12 protein-coding genes and 1 pseudogene are annotated in these 19,413 nt (G+C 44.5%); 5 read left to right on the top strand and 8 right to left on the bottom strand.

The genetic code is table 11. From position 1 onward, the window contains the following. Positions 1-33 precede the first annotated feature (33 nt). The 8 genes from BLS65_RS12680 to BLS65_RS12645 form a co-directional block, all read right to left on the bottom strand. Positions 34-339 carry a hypothetical protein gene (locus BLS65_RS12680; RefSeq protein WP_212590548.1) on the bottom strand — a complete coding sequence of 102 codons (306 nt, stop codon included), beginning with the start codon at positions 337-339 and terminating at the stop codon, positions 34-36. 213 nt (positions 340-552) lie between these two features. Then, on the bottom strand, positions 553-1,038 hold the full coding sequence (locus BLS65_RS12675; RefSeq protein WP_212590549.1) for a dihydrofolate reductase: 486 nt from the start codon (positions 1,036-1,038) through the stop codon (positions 553-555). Positions 1,039-1,044: 6 nt separating this feature from the next. Then, positions 1,045-1,839 carry a thymidylate synthase gene (locus BLS65_RS12670; RefSeq protein ID WP_092439569.1) on the bottom strand — a complete coding sequence of 265 codons (795 nt, stop codon included), beginning with the start codon at positions 1,837-1,839 and terminating at the stop codon, positions 1,045-1,047. A gap of 52 nt (positions 1,840-1,891) precedes the next feature. After that, on the bottom strand, positions 1,892-2,851 hold the full coding sequence (locus BLS65_RS12665) for a nucleoside recognition domain-containing protein (RefSeq protein WP_092439567.1): 960 nt from the start codon (positions 2,849-2,851) through the stop codon (positions 1,892-1,894). Next, positions 2,848-3,597 (bottom strand): UDP-2,3-diacylglucosamine diphosphatase, encoded by a 750-nt coding sequence (locus tag BLS65_RS12660; RefSeq protein ID WP_092439565.1) that lies wholly within the window; start codon positions 3,595-3,597, stop codon positions 2,848-2,850. Before BLS65_RS12660 ends, BLS65_RS12665 begins: the two co-directional genes overlap by 4 nt. Further along, the gene (locus BLS65_RS12655) at positions 3,597-4,748 is read right to left on the bottom strand and encodes a TlpA disulfide reductase family protein (protein ID WP_092439563.1); all 1,152 of its coding nucleotides are present in this window, start codon (positions 4,746-4,748) and stop codon (positions 3,597-3,599) included. The genes BLS65_RS12660 and BLS65_RS12655 overlap by 1 nt, the downstream gene beginning before the upstream one ends. A 5-nt stretch (positions 4,749-4,753) precedes the next feature. Then, on the bottom strand, positions 4,754-5,941 hold the full coding sequence (locus tag BLS65_RS12650; RefSeq protein ID WP_092439562.1) for a TlpA disulfide reductase family protein: 1,188 nt from the start codon (positions 5,939-5,941) through the stop codon (positions 4,754-4,756). Positions 5,942-6,152: 211 nt separating this feature from the next. Then, on the bottom strand, positions 6,153-9,614 hold the full coding sequence (locus tag BLS65_RS12645; RefSeq protein WP_092439560.1) for a hybrid sensor histidine kinase/response regulator: 3,462 nt from the start codon (positions 9,612-9,614) through the stop codon (positions 6,153-6,155). Positions 9,615-10,017: 403 nt separating this feature from the next. On the opposite strand from BLS65_RS12645, the gene BLS65_RS12640 reads away from it, so the two are divergent. The 5 genes and pseudogenes from BLS65_RS12640 to BLS65_RS12620 all read left to right on the top strand — a co-directional run. Next, on the top strand, positions 10,018-11,979 hold the full coding sequence (locus tag BLS65_RS12640) for an amylo-alpha-1,6-glucosidase (RefSeq protein ID WP_092439558.1): 1,962 nt from the start codon (positions 10,018-10,020) through the stop codon (positions 11,977-11,979). A 1-nt stretch (position 11,980) separates the two neighbouring features. After that, positions 11,981-13,270, top strand: coding sequence for a glycosyltransferase family 4 protein (locus tag BLS65_RS12635; RefSeq protein ID WP_244500693.1), 1,290 nt, complete (start codon positions 11,981-11,983; stop codon positions 13,268-13,270). A 16-nt stretch (positions 13,271-13,286) separates the two neighbouring features. After that, positions 13,287-14,816: a polysaccharide deacetylase family protein gene (locus BLS65_RS12630; protein ID WP_092439556.1), complete on the top strand. Its 1,530-nt coding sequence runs from the start codon at positions 13,287-13,289 to the stop codon at positions 14,814-14,816. A gap of 6 nt (positions 14,817-14,822) precedes the next feature. After that, on the top strand, positions 14,823-19,082 hold the full coding sequence (gene glgP / locus BLS65_RS12625) for an alpha-glucan family phosphorylase (RefSeq protein WP_092439554.1): 4,260 nt from the start codon (positions 14,823-14,825) through the stop codon (positions 19,080-19,082). 50 nt (positions 19,083-19,132) lie between these two features. Beyond that, positions 19,133-19,413, top strand: a pseudogene (locus BLS65_RS12620) (transposase); the annotation flags it as partial.

The raw sequence follows: 19,413 nt of genomic DNA, 5'->3' as shown, positions 1-19,413 counted from the left end.
TGGCTTTTGCTTTTCAATAAGTTGCGCAAACAATTAAAGCACCTTATTGGAATCAACATATTGAATACCAACAACCTTATTAACTCTAGGCTGCAGAAACCATATTCCAATCGGGAGAATTACAATCATCAAAAAATCACCAAAATATTCACCAAAGGTAACGTCACTGTCCTTTTCAATTGACTTCAACATCTTTGCAGGAAAAGCCAATGAGTAAAAAAAAGCATAAACAACATAGAATACTGGAATTGCAGCCAAGCCGTTAAAAGTCATCCCTTTCCCATCAGACAGAATTACAATAGCAACGATTGCCAGAAACCAGATAAAAATATTTATCAAGAAGAAATTATAGTTTGCATCCACCTTATTTGGCAAATATGCTTGCAACTCATGGCCAACGGCCAGAGGCCAAAGAAAAGATAGACAAATACATTACAAGAGTAAGTGCTAAATTACCCTCAATTTTAAAATTCATAAGAAAATATCCAATGATTATAAGCAAAAAAACTTGCCAACTCTTGGCTTTCAATAGTAACTTCATATTTCTAAAAACTAGTTTGAGATATTCTTCTCCAATAATATAAACGAGTATGCAGGCGTTTCGCCCTCGGCAGGAACATCTTCACGAGAAACCTCTTTCCAAATATTCATGTCGATTTCAGGGAAAAAAGTGTCGGCTTTATAGTCGGCCCAAACGCGCGTGAGGTATATGCGATTTGCCAAGGGCAGGGTTTCTCGATAAATTTCTCCTCCGCCAATAATAAATAGTTCATCGCCCTGAGCAGCTGCCTTTGCAGCCTCAAAAGAGTCAACCACATCGGCACCGGGCAAGGAGAGTTCTCGATTACGAGTAATTACAATATTCTGGCGGTTGGGCAGCGGCTTACCTATGGATTCATAGGTCTTTCGGCCCATCACAATGGCATGACCCGAGGTAACCTGTTTGAATCGCTTTAAATCGCCCGAAATATGCCAAAGCAGCTGGTTATTGCCACCAATGGCGCTATTGTTGGCTACGGCTACAATTATGGATACTATCATGGCTTAAACGGCAATATCGGCTTTAATGGCCGGATGAGGATTATACCCTTCGAGGGTAATATCGGAATACTTGAAATCGAAAATATTTTTAACCTCAGGATTAAGTTTCAGCGTAGGTAGCTGGCGGGGCTCGCGACTCAACTGCAGTGCAACCTGCTCCCGATGATTTAGATAGATATGCGTATCACCCAAGGAGTGAATAAACTCTCCCGGTGCATAACCAGTAACCTGAGCCATCATCATGGTAAGCAGTGCATAGGAGGCAATATTGAAGGGCACACCCAAGAATACATCGGCACTGCGCTGGTAAAGGTGGCACGAGAGCTTTCCATCGGCCACGTAAAACTGAAACATTACATGGCAAGGAGGCAGCGCCATACCCGGAATTTCAGCCACATTCCAAGCAGATACGATATGTCTGCGTGAATCGGGGTTGTTTTTTAGTGATTGAACTATCTCCGCAATCTGATCGAATGCCTTACCATCCGGTCCGGGCCAAGAGCGCCACTGATATCCATAAATGTGGCCCAAGTCGCCCGATTCGTCGGCCCATTCATTCCAGATAGATACGCCATTGGTATTTAGGTAAGCAATATTGGTGTCGCCACTCAAGAACCATAGCAGCTCATGAACAATGCTCTTCATGTGGACCTTTTTGGTAGTAACCAGCGGAAAACCATCCGCTAAGTTGAATCGCATCTGATGTCCAAATATACTTTTTGTACCAGTGCCGGTGCGGTCGCCCTTGTCGACTCCAGTTTCTACTATATGTTTGAGTAAATCGAGATATTGTTTCATGGCACTATAAGATATGAGCGGCAAAAACAAACCGCTTTCGGAGTAATAACAACTATTCGAACTTGAAGTTTCGATACTTAAACAACCGAGCACCCCAAACGGTAATGGCGGCTAAAAACAAACGGGGTATAAGTAGCCAAAGGGCAGGAACGCCTATTGCCACAAACAATAAAACATCCTCAAGGTTGCTATGAGAAATAGCCACATGGTAGTTGAGTAAATCGGCCTCCTCTGGCGATAAATTTCCCTTGGAGGTCTCCTCCATCATAACCGCTGATCCATAAGCCAAACCAAGAACGTTGGCGACTAAGAAAAGGAAGGATGTGCGACGAGGTAGCCCAAACGGTTTTAAGATAGGCTGGAAGCCAGCCGAGAGTATGGCAAGTATACCAAAAACCTGCAACAGGCGCTGAAGCACCATGAGCAAGGAGACTAGAATAATAATTTTGAGGGAAAGAAGTACCGAACTCTTCGCCCACGCCAGCAAAACCAGAAGAATTGACGATTCATCGGCCAAGGCACTTTGGTGTATGGCATGCCCAAGCGATTCGGGCATAATCAGATTGAGAATAAAACCAGCAAGTATACTAAAGCCAAGCCTTATGGTAAGCATCTCCCAAACCTTAGAGCCCGTTTTCTTTTGAACCGCCGTTTCCACAATAAGATTATGAGCAATAAGGCACATCACCGCAAGAATGGCAACCTCCCTACCCGAAAATGGCAACGAACTAATCACGGCAATGGCCGAGTATATATTGAGGAATATTGAGGTGAGAAAAACCAAGGCGGCCTCACCGGGTAGGCCAATCACGGAAAATAACGGGGTTAGAAAATTGGATAGAATAGTTAATATGCCAAAATAATTGAGCAACGTTACCGCGAGGGAAACCGGTAGAATGAGCCTAATCAGCCACCATCCGGTTTTCAGGGCAACGGGCAACGCTTCAACAACCGAAATCTTAACTTTTTGCCAGGCAATTGCTGCTTTCGCCGTTGGCTGTGTGTTCCTCATTTCTTATTGTAGTTCAATATTTCAAAAACACCGTTATCGAAAACACCATACGAGTAGTTCACGATCCAATCGCCCAGGACAGCCAGTGTTGCTTCGCCATCGTTGATAGGCATTAGCGCACGGGCGTGGCGATGACCATAAACAAAATAATCGAAATGCTCCTGCTTCAGCATTGCCATGGAGTGCTTAAACAAATCCTCCGAAGCACCCTCAAATTCGTTGAAGAGCGCCTTGGAATATCGGCTACTGTAGGACCATTTTTGGCCTAGCCACATAGCTAAATTTGGATGAATCCGAGCAAACGACCACTGCAATACTTTGCTAGTAAACAATAACTTCAATAATTTATAACCTTTGTCGCCAGGCCCAAGTCCATCGCCATGAGCAAGGTAAAACTTCTTCCCAAACCGCTCTACTGTAATGGGCTCTCGGTGGATTATCACACCAACCTCCGTTGGCAGATAGTCGAAAACCCAGACATCATGATTTCCGGTAAAGAAATGCACTGGTATTCCAGAATCGGTTAGTTCCGCGATTTTACCCAAAAGGCGGGTAAAGCCGCGAGGCACCACCTGCTTATACTCGAACCAGAAATCGAAAATATCGCCAAGGAGAAAAACTTCGGAAGCATCAAGACGCGCTTGCTCGAGCAAATCGACAAGGTAACGCTCCCGAACTAAACTGGAGTCCTTGGCATGAAGGCCAAGATGCGCGTCGCTAATGAAGTAAATCTTCCCGTTTGCCATTAACCAAGAATTGCCTTTAACTTTTTCCGTAGGTTATTGCCGTAGAGGTCCTTTCCCACAATATCGTAATTCTTCCCAATGATGTAATTGGAAGGCACCTTTTGAACATTATAAATGCGGACAGCCAAGGAATTTGGTCCGTTTTGATCGCGAACAGAATAGAACGGAATTCCAGCATTTTTAATTGCATTGGACCAAGCACGGCCATCTTCATCAACCGAAACTTGATATACAACCAAGCCTTTACCCTTAAACTCATTATAGATTTCAACCATCTCCCTATTATCTAAAAGAGCATTGGAACTTGCCGACGACCAGAAATCAAGAACAACAACTTTTCCCTTAAAGGAACTTAACTTTATTGTATCGCCCTTTACGTTGGGCAGCGCAATGTCGGGCAAAGTTGCCTCAGCATTGGCAATTATTTGGTTTACTTTCGCTGTCCTAATTCGCTGATCGACATCCTGATAATTAGCAACTACTGTCTTCGAAAGCATCATCTCGGGATGAAATGCGCGAAGAGAAGATGCAACCATGCGATAGTAGACGATATCGTCAATCGGATCGAACAGCGGTGCATCATCGGCTACCTGCTGATAGAGAACAAAAACAGTTGCAATTGAATTCACATTATTTCTCAGAAAAGAAATGGAATACTCCTTATGCCCAGAGATGAGGCTATCGATCGTGGAGTATATCCCCAGAAGAGCCTGCTGATTTCCGAGCAGTTCTTTACTCTTATTCGAAAGAGAATCGATTTGGTCCTTCAAACGAACTAACCGTAGATAGATATCTTTTACTTGTGCTGAACCAACTGAACCTTCAACGTTATATGCTCGATCGAAGGAGTTTGCATCGGCCGTAAAAACTATCTTTTCGCCTGGCGTAAGCAGAAGCGTTACAGGACTCTTACCGGCAATTTGAAGCATGTAAAATCCAGGCTCAATTAAAGGAAGCTTAAATTGAAAATCGCCGGAAGCATTCATCTTTATAGAATCTACCACTACCGAAGTGGAAACATCGCGCTTTATTAAGGTCATAGAGACATCTTCACCGCCCGATATTTTACCGGTAATCTTAACCGAATTATTCCCTTGGCAGGAGGCAAGAACTACGATAACCGCAATAACTAATAAGTTTCTAAATCTCATATATCTCAGTTTTTGTCTGTTTTTTTGTCTTGGGTAACCAGAGGAGCAAGCATGCGATCTAAATCCTCAACACTCAAATCGACCGCTACAATAACCCCTCTAGAATCAATTAAAAAATTTGCAGGGATGCGGGTAATACCATAAGACCTCGCAACTGGCGAATCCCAGAATTTCATATCGCCCCCGTGCTTCCAAGTGAGCTTGTCGTCTTGAATTGCCTTTAGCCAACTCGTTCGATTTTTATCGAGAGAGACTTGTAGTATCTCAAACCCAAAGGCCTTATATTTGCTATAAACATTCACTATCCCAGGATTATCCTTGCGGCATGGAGGGCACCAAGACGCCCAAAAGTCGAGCAAAACATACTTGCCACGCAGGCTGCTCAATCGAATGGAATCACCTGCAGGAGTTGGCAGGACAAAATCCATGGCTACAGAGCCGACCGTTGGCATTTTTGAAACATCTGCTTTAAGCTTCTGCTGTTCAAGGAAGTTTGTAACATTTTGGTGTAGTATTTTTACCAAGTCCAGCGTTGGATACTTAGTGAACAAAACAGAATCGGCCATTCGATAATACTTGAAATCTTCCTTTGAATTGAGAACAAAAGTCCTTTGATCGTATTGCTGATTTAATGCCACAATAGAGGCGAGAGACCCCTTATGCTCAACTACAAAACTGCGTGTAAAGTTCCTATGCTGCTGAATAATTTGGCGCGTACTATCCATGAATTCACCACGGACACTATCAGGATTCGCCGATACGGCTCCTTTAAGTTGGTATGATTTACGAACAGAATCCAACAGCGATATCGTGTTATTTAGACTGTCGGCCAATACCTTAACAAGACTAGTTCCTTCCGAATCGTGAACAGTATAATTAAGCCAATGCTCCTTGTCGGAAATGCTTAGGCTCACCGTTTCGCCGGGTTCCAGCAAGAGGATAATCTCTTTTTGTGGAGAGTAATGCAGCAAAAAGAAGGAGGATTGTGTTAGCCTGAGTTTGAACTCAAAATTACCCGCCTCCTCAATATAAGCAGAATCAACCGCAATGGGTTGTTTTGTATTGACGCTATAAAGTACCAATTTAGCTCCAGGTTTTAAAAACGTACCCGAAACCACAGTCTCATTGCCAGGAACTCCAGTGCATGCAACCAGTAAAACTCCAATAACTAATAGGGAAAACCAACTCTTCATTGCTGTTTTTTTGGAAGCGTAAATATCGAAAAAAAAACTGGAGCAATGGCATAACGAATACTAATTCGTGGAATACGCTAAAACCAAAAACGGTATGTCGTTGTAATTTAATGAACTATACAACAATATCCAAAACATTGCTTTGATATTCAAATTGCAGGTGCCATAAGTCCTACAAGCCTTGGCAATCAGGAAAGCACTATAAGGGGAATTAGTTTGCCAGCACATCCTTCAACTTGGCTAGAAGTTGCATCGGGGTAATGGGTTTCGAAATATAATCGCTACAGCCAACTGCCAATGCCGCCTCCTTGTCCCCTTTCATAGCAAATGCAGTAAGAGCCACAATGGGAATAGTCTGGTTCAAAACCCTAATTCTTCGAGTTGCTTCAAAACCATCCATTACCGGCATTTTCACGTCCATTAAAATCAAAGAAATCTCGTCGCTATGCTGTTGAAACAGATCAACAGCCTCTAAACCGTTCTTTGCACGAATAACCTTCACATGGAGATCGCGCAGCAAGATTCGCTCAACCAACAGATAGCTGGTATTATCATCCTCTGCAACGAGAACTGTTTTGCCGTTGAAGCTAATTTTTCCCACCTCAACATTTGTCATGCTAACAGCTGGCTCCGTTGTTTCAACGCGTGGGAAGGCTGGTAAGGTAAAAGTGAATGTAGAACCTCGCTGAATTTTAGAGTCTACTGATATTTCTCCTCCCATCAACTCTACCAACCCCTTGCAGATTGCCAATCCAAGGCCAGAACCTTCATGCCCCCGACTCAAGGTCAAGTTCTCCTGATTAAATCGGCCAAAGACGAATTCTTGACGCTCCCGGGAAATACCAATACCGTTGTCGCTTACAAAGAATTCAGCATTAGAATCGTGAAGGGCAAAGCCGAAGAACACCTGACCTCCTTCTGGAGTAAACTTCAATGCATTGTCCAGTAAATTATTAAGGATTTGATATACCTTATGCTCATCGGCTATAATTGAAACATTAGAATACTCCATGTCCAACTTAATGAATAGTGCAACACCTCTTTGAGAGAACAAATTTTGATAAAAAGCATAAAGTTCCATCAATACCTTCCCGGGCAAGAAATCGGCATAACGAATCTCCATCTGTCCAGAATCAATCTTAGAGACATCTAAAATATCATTCACGGTGTTGAGTAGTCGAAGGCAGCTACTATTTAGAATATTTGAATATTCATTACGCTCCTCTATGGTAATGTCAGGCTCAGTCAGAATTTTAGAAAACCCAACAATACCATTCATTGGGGTACGAATTTCATGGCTCATATTTGCCAGGAATGCGGTTTTGAGTCTATCCCCCTCTTCTGCCCGTTCTTTCGACAGAAAGAGTTCCTCGTTCATTTGAACCAACTCTTCGTTTAATTGTAGATACTCTTCGTTTTGAACTTCAATTTCCTCCGTCTTCTCGCGAAGTTCCATCTCAATTAGCTTACGCTCGGTAATATCAGTAAGTGTTCCTATATAGCCTTTCAATTCATTATCCACAATTTCGGGTACCGACCTGCCAAAAACCCAAACAACTTCACCGTTGGGCTTCAAGAAACGATACTCTGTTTCGGAACTCTCAATCTTATTAATGTGCAACTGCCAACCTTTTTCCAGACAATCTCTATCGAGAGGGTGAATGGCCCTAAGCCATCCAAAACCTTCGGCGGCTTCGGCGGGCAACCCTGAAAACTCTGACCACTTTGGGTTTACATAGGTTGTGTAGCCATCGGCCGTTGTTCTAAAAATCCCAACAGGAGAGTTTTTGGCTAGAGTCTCAAACAATTGCTCGCTCTCTTTTAGTTGCAAATAAACCCTCTTCCGCTCCGAAATATCCATCAGAGCGCCAACGGAACCAACCACATTCCCTTCTGCGTCTTTTAGTGGAGCGCCGCTAACCAAAAAATCGACCTTGCCTCCATCCTTTTTCTTAAAGGCTATCTCATACTGACTAGATATGTGACTACAGCGAGTCTCATTGGCAGACTTAATTACATTGTGATCCTCTTCGTCCAGCAACTTCATGTATCCTATCTCCCCAAGGACCTCCTCGACAGAATAACCTAATATTTCTGTAAACTTTTTATTAACATACAACACACGATCGTCATTGTCGACAACCATAACAACCTCATTCATGTTTTCCATGAGAGTTCTATACTTCTCTTCGCTCTCTTTTATGATCCGTTCAGTATGCTTTTTTTCGGTTACATCTGCGGCAATACCCAAGAAACCCTTAATCTCATTGCTTTCATCATAAAGAGCAGTTATGGCTAAACTCACTAAAAGGCGAGTTCCGTCCTTACGAAGATAGGTACACTCCCAATTGTCGGCTAAGCCATCTTTTGCTAGAGCCACTAAGACCTCAAATCCTTCTATCTTTCGATTAAAATAGTTGGATAACGCAATCCCCCTTGCAAATAGTTCATCCTTGGGATGAAGAAATACGGGATTTTGCTTCCCTACTACCTCTTCGGCCGAATACCCAAGCATATTCTCGGCGCCCTTATTGAAAACCCTAATTAAGCCATCAGGTGTTACTGCAATAATTGAAACCGTTGTAGCAGCATCAAGCACACCCTGAAGTTGTATTTCGAGCCTCGATAGTTCCTCCTCCTTTCGTTTACTCTCGGAAATATCGATGGAGACCCCACGAATTCCGACCAACTGCCTTCCACGATAAATTACGTTTGTATTTATTAAAGCCGGAAAGCGAGACCCATTCTTTCTTACTAATGTATATTCAGCAGGCTCGAGCGAAACGCCGTCAATAAGCGACTCAACATTCTTTGCGGCCCGAGCTTGATCTTCTGGAGCAATACTCGATAGCCAATTTACATTTTGCTTAACTACATCGCTTTGTTCATAGCCTAACAGATCTAGACCACTCCTGTTTGCATAAGTATAAAAACCATCAGAATTAACTTCCCAAACGGATAATGGAAGCAGTTCAGCCATCTCCCTAAAACGCATCTCACTCAAATCCAGCGCCTCTTCGGCCTGTTTTCTACCAAGCGCATTTGCAACAATACCCGAAAAGAGAACTATCTCTTCCTTATTAGGAAGCGGTTGTTTTGAATTGCCAATTATAATAAGTTTGCCAACAAGGTTGCCTTGGTAAATAAGAGGAATCCCATTTAGCCATTCGATTCCGATAGCCTCCTCTATTACCTTTCCTATGGGAGGGGGAACAATGCCAAAAGTGAGTTCAGTAAGCGATGTAAAATGCCAATAATCTTCGGATATTAATTTCTGATATTGAGGTTGAGTCCAAGGCATTTTAAACCCAACAATCTTTTGACCCAGCAATTTCTCAATCTGCTCCTCCTGCTTCTCGGTTAAGCTAGAGTATTCAATGACCGATTCCATTGAGTCGATATCAAACCTAGATATCCAAATGGCAGAAACGCCAAACATGTCAAGAATATTTTCGACAACAAAGGGAAAAATATATTGATAAGGTAAATTAGCGAGCCCAACAGAGAAAGCATTCAACTTCACGAGAATCTCGAGGTGCCTCTTGAGGTGATTCTCCATTTCAATAAAGGTAGAATCACGCGCCTCAGATTTCGCTCTTAAGGCAGAACATTCCAGCCTCATCAATTCCAATTCACCCTCAAGTTCTTCGATCGACCTCTGTTTGCTGCTCATTTAGCTCATTGTTATTATTTATCAGTAAAACGAAAACAATTTAAACAAATTCCAAGCAAATATATGCATACTATTACACGAACGGTCATTTGACCATGACGAACCGACAATAATGCGAAAACCTTAGTTCGCCACAAGAGCGCATGAAGCTCATGATAAATTTAATAACCCGTAAAAAAATGCAAAAGTGGCAGCCCATCACCACTTTTTTAAAGTAGCCAAGCCAAAGTCACTTTTATCGAAGTTACGCAAACGATGCAGCAAAAAATAACACAAATATAATGATCCCAACATAGATAATCTGGCTAAAATTTCATAACTTACTTGCTTTAATAAAGTTCGCCATTTGAGCCATAACATTGTCCTTTCCCAATTTGGTAAAGGGCCAGTAAATTAAAGAAACATGGGACACCTAACTTTCAATAAGGATGAGCTGGTTAATCTTGAGTATTCTCTCCAAAGGGAGATTCTAAGCACCAACCGGGCAGGTGGTTACTTTAGTACCACTATCATCATGTGCAACACACGAAAGTACCATGGACTGATGGTGCTTCCGCTTAAGGAATTCGATTTTGAGAACCATGTATTGCTTTCGAGCGTCGACGAATCGATCATCCAACGCGGGCAGTCGTTCAATTTAGGAATTCACCGATACCCAGGTAATTACGAGCCACGCGGCCACAAGTATATTGTAGATTTTGAATACGAACCAACTGCTAAGCTAACATACCGTGTGGGAGGCGTTGTGCTCCTCAAGGAAATTGTATTTGTGCATAACGAAGAGCAGCTGATGATTCGCTACACCTTACTCGACGCCCACTCGCCAACACGGCTACGCATAAAACCTTTCCTCGCGTTTCGCAACGCCCATAGCCTTTCAAAGGCCAACATGAATGCAGACACCCACTTAAAGCCAATTGTCAATGGGGTTAAGTCAAAGCTTTATCCTGGTTTTCCTTCGCTGCACATGCAGCTAAATCATAAAACAGAATTTGTGGCGGCACCCGATTGGTATCACAACATTGAATACCTCGAAGAGCAGCGCCGTGGATACGAATACCAGGAAGACTTACTCGTTCCCGGTTATTTTGAAATCGGCATAAAAAAGGGCGAAAGCATAATTCTTTCGGTGTCAACGAAAGAGGAGGCACCCAACAGCCTGAGCACAAAATTCAACGCCGAGATTAAGCGCAGACCAGAAAAAGATTCCTTTGAAACATGCCTCATCAACTCGGGAAACCAATTTATTGTAAGGAAGGACAAAAAGACCGAGATGGTTGCCGGCTACCCTTGGTTTGGCCGCTGGGGTCGCGATACATTCATCTCACTTCCGGGAATTACCCTTTCCCAAAACGACCTCAAAACATGCAAGGCAGTAATCGACACGCTGAGTGCAGAAATGAAGGACGGCCTATTCCCAAATGTTGGGCATAGCACTACCACCGCATTTAACTCGGTGGATGCTCCCCTGTGGTTCTTCTGGACCATTCAGCAATTTACCGAGAAAACTGGCGATCGCAAGCAGACTTGGACCGATTACGGAAAAAAGATGAAAGCAATACTCGCTGCCTACCAAAGTGGGCATCTTCCATACAACATTAAGATGCACGACAACGGACTAGTATATGCAGGAGACCAGGGAGTTGCATTAACGTGGATGGATGCTGCCGTGGGAGGAAAGCCCGTCACGGCAAGGGAGGGTTATCCAGTTGAGATTAATGCACTTTGGTATAATGCCGTTTGTTTCACCCTTAGCCTAGCCAAAGAATTCAACGACTCAAAATTTGTGAAGGCGTGGGAAGCAATCCCCAACTTAGTAAAAACAAACTTTACCGAATCGTTTTGGATACCAGAGCAAGGTTATCTTGCCGATTACGTGCACAACAACATCCAGAACAAGGATGTAAGACCGAACCAGATCTTTGCAGCGGCATTACCTTACAGCCCCATAAGCGATGATCAGAAAGCTTCGTTGTTGAAGGTGGTCGAAAAGGAGTTGCTCACCCCAAAAGGACTGAGAACCCTTTCGCCACAAGATCCTAAATACATCGGAAGATACGAAGGCAACCAGACGGATCGCGACTCCGCTTACCATCAAGGAAGCGTGTGGCCTTGGTTACTAGGGTTTTTTGTGGAAGCGAACCTAAATCTTTATGGAAAAGCATACCTCTCCACAGCCAAAAAACTAACGGAAAACTTCAAGGAAGATATGACCACCCATGGGCTTTGCTCCATTGCGGAAGTATACGACGGAGATCCACCGCAGAGGCCGTCAGGAGCCATTTCGCAGGCATGGAGTGTTAGCGCCATTCTTCGCATTCTTAGCCTAATTGCCAAAATGGAAAACCTTAAACCAATCCAGTAATATGAGAGCATTAATGTTTGGGTGGGAGTTTCCGCCCCATATAACAGGAGGCCTTGGAACTGCCTGCCAAGGATTGGTTCAAGGGCTTGCCAAAGAGGGCGTAGAGGTTCTTTTTGTTGTCCCCAAAGCATACGGCGACGAAGATCAGACTTCTGCAAAAATTGTAAACGCAGGCGATGTAACCGTAAATAGCGAAACATCCTCCATAGAAGAGTTTTGGAACAAGGTGCTATTCATGGAGGTGGAGTCGAACTTAATCCCTTACGTCTCGCCGGAAGAGTTTAGGCGTATGGTAGAGGAGTCGTTCCTCAACAAGAAAGTGACCTCGACTCAAACCACGGAAGGTAAATTCAAATTTTCCGGCAAGTACGGTACCGACCTCATGGAGGAAGTTACCCGTTATGCCCTTGTTGCCGCAACCCTTGCCATGCAAAACGAATTTGATGTGATTCACGCCCACGATTGGCTAACCTACCCATCGGGCATTGCGGCAAAGCGAGTCTCAGGAAAACCACTGGTAATCCACGTTCACGCCACCGAATACGATCGATCGGGCGAAAATGTAAATCCCGGGGTTTGGAACATTGAAAAGAAAGGCATGGAGGAGGCCGACAAAATAATAACCGTGAGCAACCTCACCCGCAACATTGTTATCAACCGGTATGGAATTAACCCCGACAAGGTGGTAACGGTACACAATGCGGTAGATTTCAACATGGATGAAAACCAGGCCTTGGAATTTCCCAAGGTACTCCCTGAGAAGATTGTCACCTTCCTAGGTAGGATCACCTACCAAAAAGGGCCCGATTACTTTGTGGAAGCGGCTCACCTAGTGCTGCAAAAATGCCCCAACGTTCGATTTGTAATGGCCGGAAGCGGTGATATGATGAACCGAATGGTGCGACGAGTTGCCCACCTGCGCATGAGCGAACGGTTCCACTTCACCGGATTTCTTCAAGGTGCCGACGTTCAAAGGATGTTCTCCCAAAGCGATGTATACGTAATGCCGTCTGTTTCGGAACCATTTGGAATATCGCCCTTGGAGGCCATGCGAGCAAATGTTCCCGTTATTATCTCCAAACAGAGCGGTGTGGCAGAGATCCTACGCCACGCCATCAAGATCGACTTCTGGGACGTGGAAGCCCTCGCCGATGCAATATATGGGCTGGTGACTTACGATGGCCTCTCCAGCCTTTTCCGCCGTTATGGACAAGAGGAAGTTACCAGCCTAAAGTGGGATCAGGCAGCCCACAAAGTCAAAGAGGTTTACGAATCAGTATTGAACGATTAATCAAAGAGATACAGCTATGAGAACTATTTGCTTTTACTTTCAGGTACATCAACCTTTTAGACTTCGTCGCTACAGATTCTTTGATATTGGCAACGACCATAACTACTACGATGAGTACGCCAACCGTACCCTTATTCGTAAGATCTCCGAAAAGTGCTATCTACCCGCCAACCAACTGATGTTGGACCTCATAAGGGAATATGGAAAACGGTTTAAGATTAGCTACTCCATCTCGGGTGTAGCACTTACCCAGTTTAAGATGTATGCACCCGATGTGTTGGATAGCTTTAAAGAATTGGCTCAAACAGGATGCGTCGAATTTATTGCTGAAACATACTCCCATTCCCTCTCTGCTCTAAAAAGCCGAGAAGAGTTCGAGAGCCAGGTGAAAGAGCATAGTGCAATGATTAAAGAACTTTTCGGCCAAACGCCTAAAGTGTTCCGCAACACCGAACTTATCTATAGCGATCTCATTGGCGAAGTGGTTGCCGATATGGGCTACAAAGCAATGCTGACAGAGGGAGCAAAGCACGTCTTGGGTTGGAAAAGTTCGAACTACCTCTACGCTAATGCAATTAATCCAAAACTGAAACTTCTGCTCAAGAACTCTAGGCTTAGCGACGATATCGCCTTCCGATTCTCCAACAAAAGTTGGAGTGAATGGCCACTCACCACCGATAAGTATACTAAATGGATTAACGACATCAACGCAAAAGATGAAGTTGTAAACATCTTCCTAGACTACGAAACCTTTGGTGAACACCAGTGGGCAGAGACCGGGATTTTTGAATTCATGCGCCACCTCCCAGAGAAAGTGTTTTCAAAAACAAACTTCGAATTTTTAACCCCATCGGAAGTGGCAGCAAAGCATCAACCAATTGGTGTAATGCATGTAGAACACCCTATTTCATGGGCCGACGAGGAGCGCGACCTTACCGCTTGGTTGGGCAACGACCTCCAAGATGAAGCATTTGAGAAACTATACTCACTGAAACCATTGGTAGACCAATCGGAGGATCCTGAAATAAAGCACGATTGGAAATTGCTTCAGGAAAGCGACCACTTTTACTACATGTGTACGAAATGGTTTTCGGATGGAGACGTTCACAAATACTTCAATCCATACGACTCCCCCTACGAAGCATTCATAAACTATATGAATGTACTTAGTGATTTTATTTTACGCATTGAGAATCATTTAAAAACTCGGATCGAATCGCTTCATGCCCACACCCTTTCCCAATCTGATGCATTGAAGTTAATTGACGAATACCAGGAAAAAATCAACTTACTGAAAGAAGTTACAAGCAAGGACCTTAAACGAGCAAAAGGCACCGTGATAGTTACTTCTATCAAAAAAGAGATGAAATCCACAAAGACTAAAGCACCAGCGAGAGCTAAAACAGCGCCAACATCTGTTTCTAAGGCAGCGAGTAGTAGCAACGTGCCTAAAAAAGCAAAAACTTCGGCAGAGACGAAGACAAAACCAGCTAAGACTGAGACGAAAGCTGGCACGAAAACAACAAAGAAGAGCAACAAAGAGTAGTAGACTATGAAGAACGAGAATCAAAGGAAACCCGATTATCTATTTGAAGTTAGCTGGGAAGTTTGTAATAAGGTGGGGGGGATCCATACCGTTATTGCCACAAAAGCACTAACGCTTGCCGACGAACTCAAGAACAATCACATTCTTATTGGGCCCGATGTGTGGCGGCACACGACCGTAAATCCGGAATTCATTGAGGACAAACAACTATTTAAAGGATGGAGAGAGAAAGCCGCAGCAGAGGGATTACGCATCAAGATTGGCCGCTGGAATATCACCGGAAAGCCTATTGCTATTCTCGTGGACTTTACCACATTTATGCCTCAGCGCGACGATATTTTCAAGAAATTTTGGGAAGATTATCGGCTCGATTCAATTACCGGTCAATGGGACTACGTGGAGGCTTCTCTTTTTGGATATGCTTCGGGCAAAGTAATTGAAAGTTTCTATCGCTTCTTTCTCAGTCGCGGACATCAGGTTATTGCCCATTTTCATGAGTGGATGACTGGTGCCGGATTGCTCTACCTCAAATCGAATTTGCCACATGTGGCAACAGCCTTTACCACCCATGCCACGGTTCTCGGACGGTCCATTGCTGGCAACAATCTGCCGCTATACGACAACATGGAAAAGTATAACCCCGAGGCAAAGGCCCGAGATTTCAACATTGAATCGAAGCACTCCATGGAAAAACTCTCGGCCCAAAATGCCGATGTCTTCACTACGGTGAGCGAACTAACCGCTCGAGAGTGCAAGGCCTTCCTTGGAAAAGAAGTTAACGAGGTTACCCCCAATGGATTTGAACCCAACTTTCTACCCAGTGATGAGGAGGAATTCAAATTGCGCAAGGTTGAAGCTCGAGTTAAATTCTATGAAGTAGCCGAAGCATTGGTAGGTTACGATATCCCTAAGGATTCCCTCTTGGTTGGCATAAGCGGACGATATGAGTTCCGCAATAAAGGGATCGACCTATTTCTGGATAGTTTAGGCCGCCTTAACCACGAAGAAACCCTTCAGAAAAACATCGTTGCATTTATACTTGTTCCTGGAGCACACCAAGGCGCCCGCAAGGATGTATTTCATAACCTAATGGATAAAACGGGTGAAAACCCCATCCCAGTTGGTAACACACTTCTTACACACTACCTTTCCGACCCGGAATACGATCCAATTTTAAAGAAGGCCACAGAACTAGGACTCAACAACGCCCCAGACAACAAGGTCAAACTCTTTTTTGTTCCCTGCTACCTCGATGGTAACGATGGAATATTCAACAAGACCTACTACGATATGCTCATTGGGCTAGACCTCTCCGTATTCCCATCGTACTATGAACCTTGGGGATATACTCCGCTGGAAAGTTTAGCCTTTCGAATCCCAACCATTACCACAACCCTTGCCGGATTTGGCCTTTGGGTAAACACACACGAGGCATCGGCGCACCCCGGGATTGAGGTAATAGAACGGACCGACTCCAACGACGAGGAGGTAGTGAATCATCTTGTGGAGAAAATGAAGAACTTCAGCAACCTTTCCCGACAAGAGATGGAGCCACTCAAACAAAATGCCTCCGATGTTTCTAACATAGCACTTTGGAAAAACCTTATTGAACACTATCATAACGCTTACGACTTTGCGCTAGAACAGATTATCGTTAGAAGTCAGCAACTGGACGATCACGTAAGCATGGAGCCTATACCCGTGATCGAAAAGCGTCCGGAGATACTCAAGCCTATTTGGACCCGAATCATGGTTCAAAAGAACCTCCCAGAGAAGCTCGCTGCGCTCGAAGAGTTGGCAAGAAACTACTGGTGGTGCTGGAACCAAGATGCTATCGAACTTTTTAGCAACATTGACCCCGACCTGTGGAAAGAGGCAATGAAGAGTCCAATCGCACTACTGGAAAAACTGCCCCTAAAGCTATACAAAGAGCTAGAGCGTAACGCCGCCTTTCTTAAAAAGATGGAGGACGTACATGCTCGTTTCAAAACATATATGGCTCCCAAGGAACATAGAGAAGGTCCACGAATAGCCTACTTCAGCATGGAGTATGGTATTCACAGTTCTCTTAAGATATACAGCGGCGGATTGGGGATTCTAGCTGGTGATTATTTAAAGGAGGCCAGTGATAAAAATACCGACATTGTTGCCGTTGGTTTACTCTACCGCTACGGATACTTCCACCAGCAACTCTCGTCTACGGGTCAGCAAATTGCAGCACTCGACACGCAAGATTTCTCGAAGATTGCCGTTTCTCCCGTCCGCGACTCGCACGGCCATCAAAAGGTAATCAAAATCGCACTTCCGGGTCGTAACCTAAGCGTTCGTATTTGGAAAGCAGAGGTTGGTCGCACCGATCTTTACCTCCTCGATACCGACTTCGACGAGAACCTACCCGAAGACAGAAGCGTAACCCACCAACTTTACGGTGGTAATCTCGAGAACAGGCTAAAACAGGAGTTGCTACTCGGAGTTGGAGGCATTAGAGCGCTAAAAACGCTTGGAATAAAAGCCGATGTATACCACTGCAACGAAGGTCATGCAGCCATGATTGGCCTTGAACGAATCAACAACCTTGTAAATAGGGAGAAGCTATCATTCCCCGAAGCGCTGGAGGTTGTAAGGTCATCCTCGCTCTTCACCACGCACACACCAGTGCCGGCAGGTCACGATGCCTTCCCCGAGAACCTTCTGCGAACCTACATTGCACACTATCCGGAACGCATGAAAATTTCATGGGATCAGCTGGTGAACCTTGGTAAGGTTATCCCCGGAAATCCAAACGAACTGTTCTCCATGAGCTACCTCGCCACCAACCTATCGCAGGAGGTAAATGGAGTGTCGCGCCTGCACGGGAAGGTATCCCGAGAGGTTTTCAAGGACATGTGGCCTGGTTACTTTGAGGAAGAGCTCCACATTGGATATGTTACCAATGGAGTACACTACCCTACCTGGACATCCCCATTATGGAAACATCTCTCCGAATTGAGCGGGGTCTCAAGCGAGATTGCCTCAAACGAAACACCTACCCTCTGGAATAGTATTTACGATGTTCCAAACACGAAAATATGGGAGATAAGGTGTAGCCTTAAGCAGAGCTTAATTGCCTATATCAAGGAACGATTAGCCAATCCGCTCGTGATCAAATACGAAAACCCTAAAATGGTATTCGACGTTAAGGAAAAACTTCGCGACGACATTCTCACCATTGGGTTTGCCCGAAGGTTTGCCACCTACAAGCGAGCGGCCCTCCTCTTCCGCGATATCGACCGCATTTCAAAGATCATCAACAACTCGGAAAAACCAGTTCAGTTTCTTTTCGCAGGAAAGGCTCACCCCAACGACAAAATGGGGCAAGATCTCATCAAGCGAATTATTGAGATTTCGAAGATGCCTCAGTTTCAGGGTAAAATTCTCTTCCTTCAAAACTACAATATGGATCTCGCAAGCCATATGGTGCAGGGAGTCGATATTTGGCTAAACAACCCCGCACGCCCTATGGAGGCATCCGGAACATCGGGACAAAAAGCCGTAATGAACGGGGTGCTCCACTTTAGCGTTCTCGACGGATGGTGGTGCGAAGGTTACAAGGAAGGGGCCGGATGGGCACTGCCCGAGGAGCAAATCTACGATAATGAAGATTATCAAGATGAGCTCGACGCAGAAACCATATACACGCTCCTCGAAAACGAGATCGTGCCGGCCTACTATGACGTAAACAAGGAAAATATTCCCGAGAAATGGGTTGGGTTCATTAAAAAATCCATTGCGGAGGTGGCCTCCCAGTTTACCACTCGAAGAATGCTTACCGATTACGAAAATCAGTACTACCATAAGCTATCCGAACGCTACACTAGGATGAAGGCAAATGACTTTCAACTGGCAAAGGAGCTGGCCGGATGGAAAAAACGGATGGTGCGCAGCTGGAACGACATTGAAGTGATAAGCGTTAAGCAGTTTGAAACCAACCAGGAGAACATTGTGGTAGGTGAAAAATATTGCGCGAGTGTAGAACTCGACGTGATTGATCTAAAACCCGAGGAAGTTGGAGTGGAGTTGGTAGTTGCAAACCCTATCGACGGGAATAAAACCACCATAAAATACAAGCAGCAGTTCGACCTCACTTCCGTGCATGGCTCTCGTGCCATCTATACCATAATTATGCTTCCTACCGAACCGGGAACTTTCGATGCAGGCATCCGAATTTATGCCAAGCATCCGGAGCTACCAAACCGAATGGATTTTAGCCTTGTAAGGTGGATTTAGCTAAATAAACAGTAACACAAAAGCGGTGCATCCTTTGGGGTGCACCGCTCATAACCTACATCCCTATGAAGAAGGGATTTATGTATTTGACGGCTATCATCGACCTGCACAGCCGGTATGTCATTCACTGGTCACTATCCAACACCATGACCGCTGAATGGTGTACAGCGGTGCTAAAAGAAGCAATAGAAAAGCACGGAAAACCCGAGATTTTCAACACGGATCAGGGCAGCCAATTTACAAGCGATGTTTTTATTAACGAGCTAAAAAGGAATGGAGTAACCATATCAATGGACGGAAGAGGGCGCGCGCTGGACAACATATTCATAGA

Origin of the sequence: Williamwhitmania taraxaci, assembly GCF_900096565.1 — a bacterium.
In the GTDB taxonomy this organism is placed as follows: domain Bacteria; phylum Bacteroidota; class Bacteroidia; order Bacteroidales; family Williamwhitmaniaceae; genus Williamwhitmania; species Williamwhitmania taraxaci.
Note: the sequence above shows the minus strand (reverse complement) of the source record. Positions and strands in the feature narration are given on the sequence as shown.

Excerpts from the sequence above, each read along its gene's own strand:
- BLS65_RS12640 (WP_092439558.1), top strand. The coding sequence starts at position 10,018 with ATGGGACACCTAACTTTCAATAAGGATGAGCTGGTTAATCTTGAGTAT.
- BLS65_RS12655 (WP_092439563.1), bottom strand. The coding sequence starts at position 4,748 with ATGAGATTTAGAAACTTATTAGTTATTGCGGTTATCGTAGTTCTTGCC.
- BLS65_RS12635 (WP_244500693.1), top strand. The coding sequence starts at position 11,981 with ATGAGAGCATTAATGTTTGGGTGGGAGTTTCCGCCCCATATAACAGGA.
- glgP (WP_092439554.1), top strand. The coding sequence starts at position 14,823 with ATGAAGAACGAGAATCAAAGGAAACCCGATTATCTATTTGAAGTTAGC.
- BLS65_RS12660 (WP_092439565.1), bottom strand. The coding sequence starts at position 3,597 with ATGGCAAACGGGAAGATTTACTTCATTAGCGACGCGCATCTTGGCCTT.
- BLS65_RS12670 (WP_092439569.1), bottom strand. The coding sequence starts at position 1,839 with ATGAAACAATATCTCGATTTACTCAAACATATAGTAGAAACTGGAGTC.
- BLS65_RS12645 (WP_092439560.1), bottom strand. The coding sequence starts at position 9,614 with ATGAGCAGCAAACAGAGGTCGATCGAAGAACTTGAGGGTGAATTGGAA.
- BLS65_RS12665 (WP_092439567.1), bottom strand. The coding sequence starts at position 2,851 with ATGAGGAACACACAGCCAACGGCGAAAGCAGCAATTGCCTGGCAAAAA.
- BLS65_RS12630 (WP_092439556.1), top strand. The coding sequence starts at position 13,287 with ATGAGAACTATTTGCTTTTACTTTCAGGTACATCAACCTTTTAGACTT.
- BLS65_RS12650 (WP_092439562.1), bottom strand. The coding sequence starts at position 5,941 with ATGAAGAGTTGGTTTTCCCTATTAGTTATTGGAGTTTTACTGGTTGCA.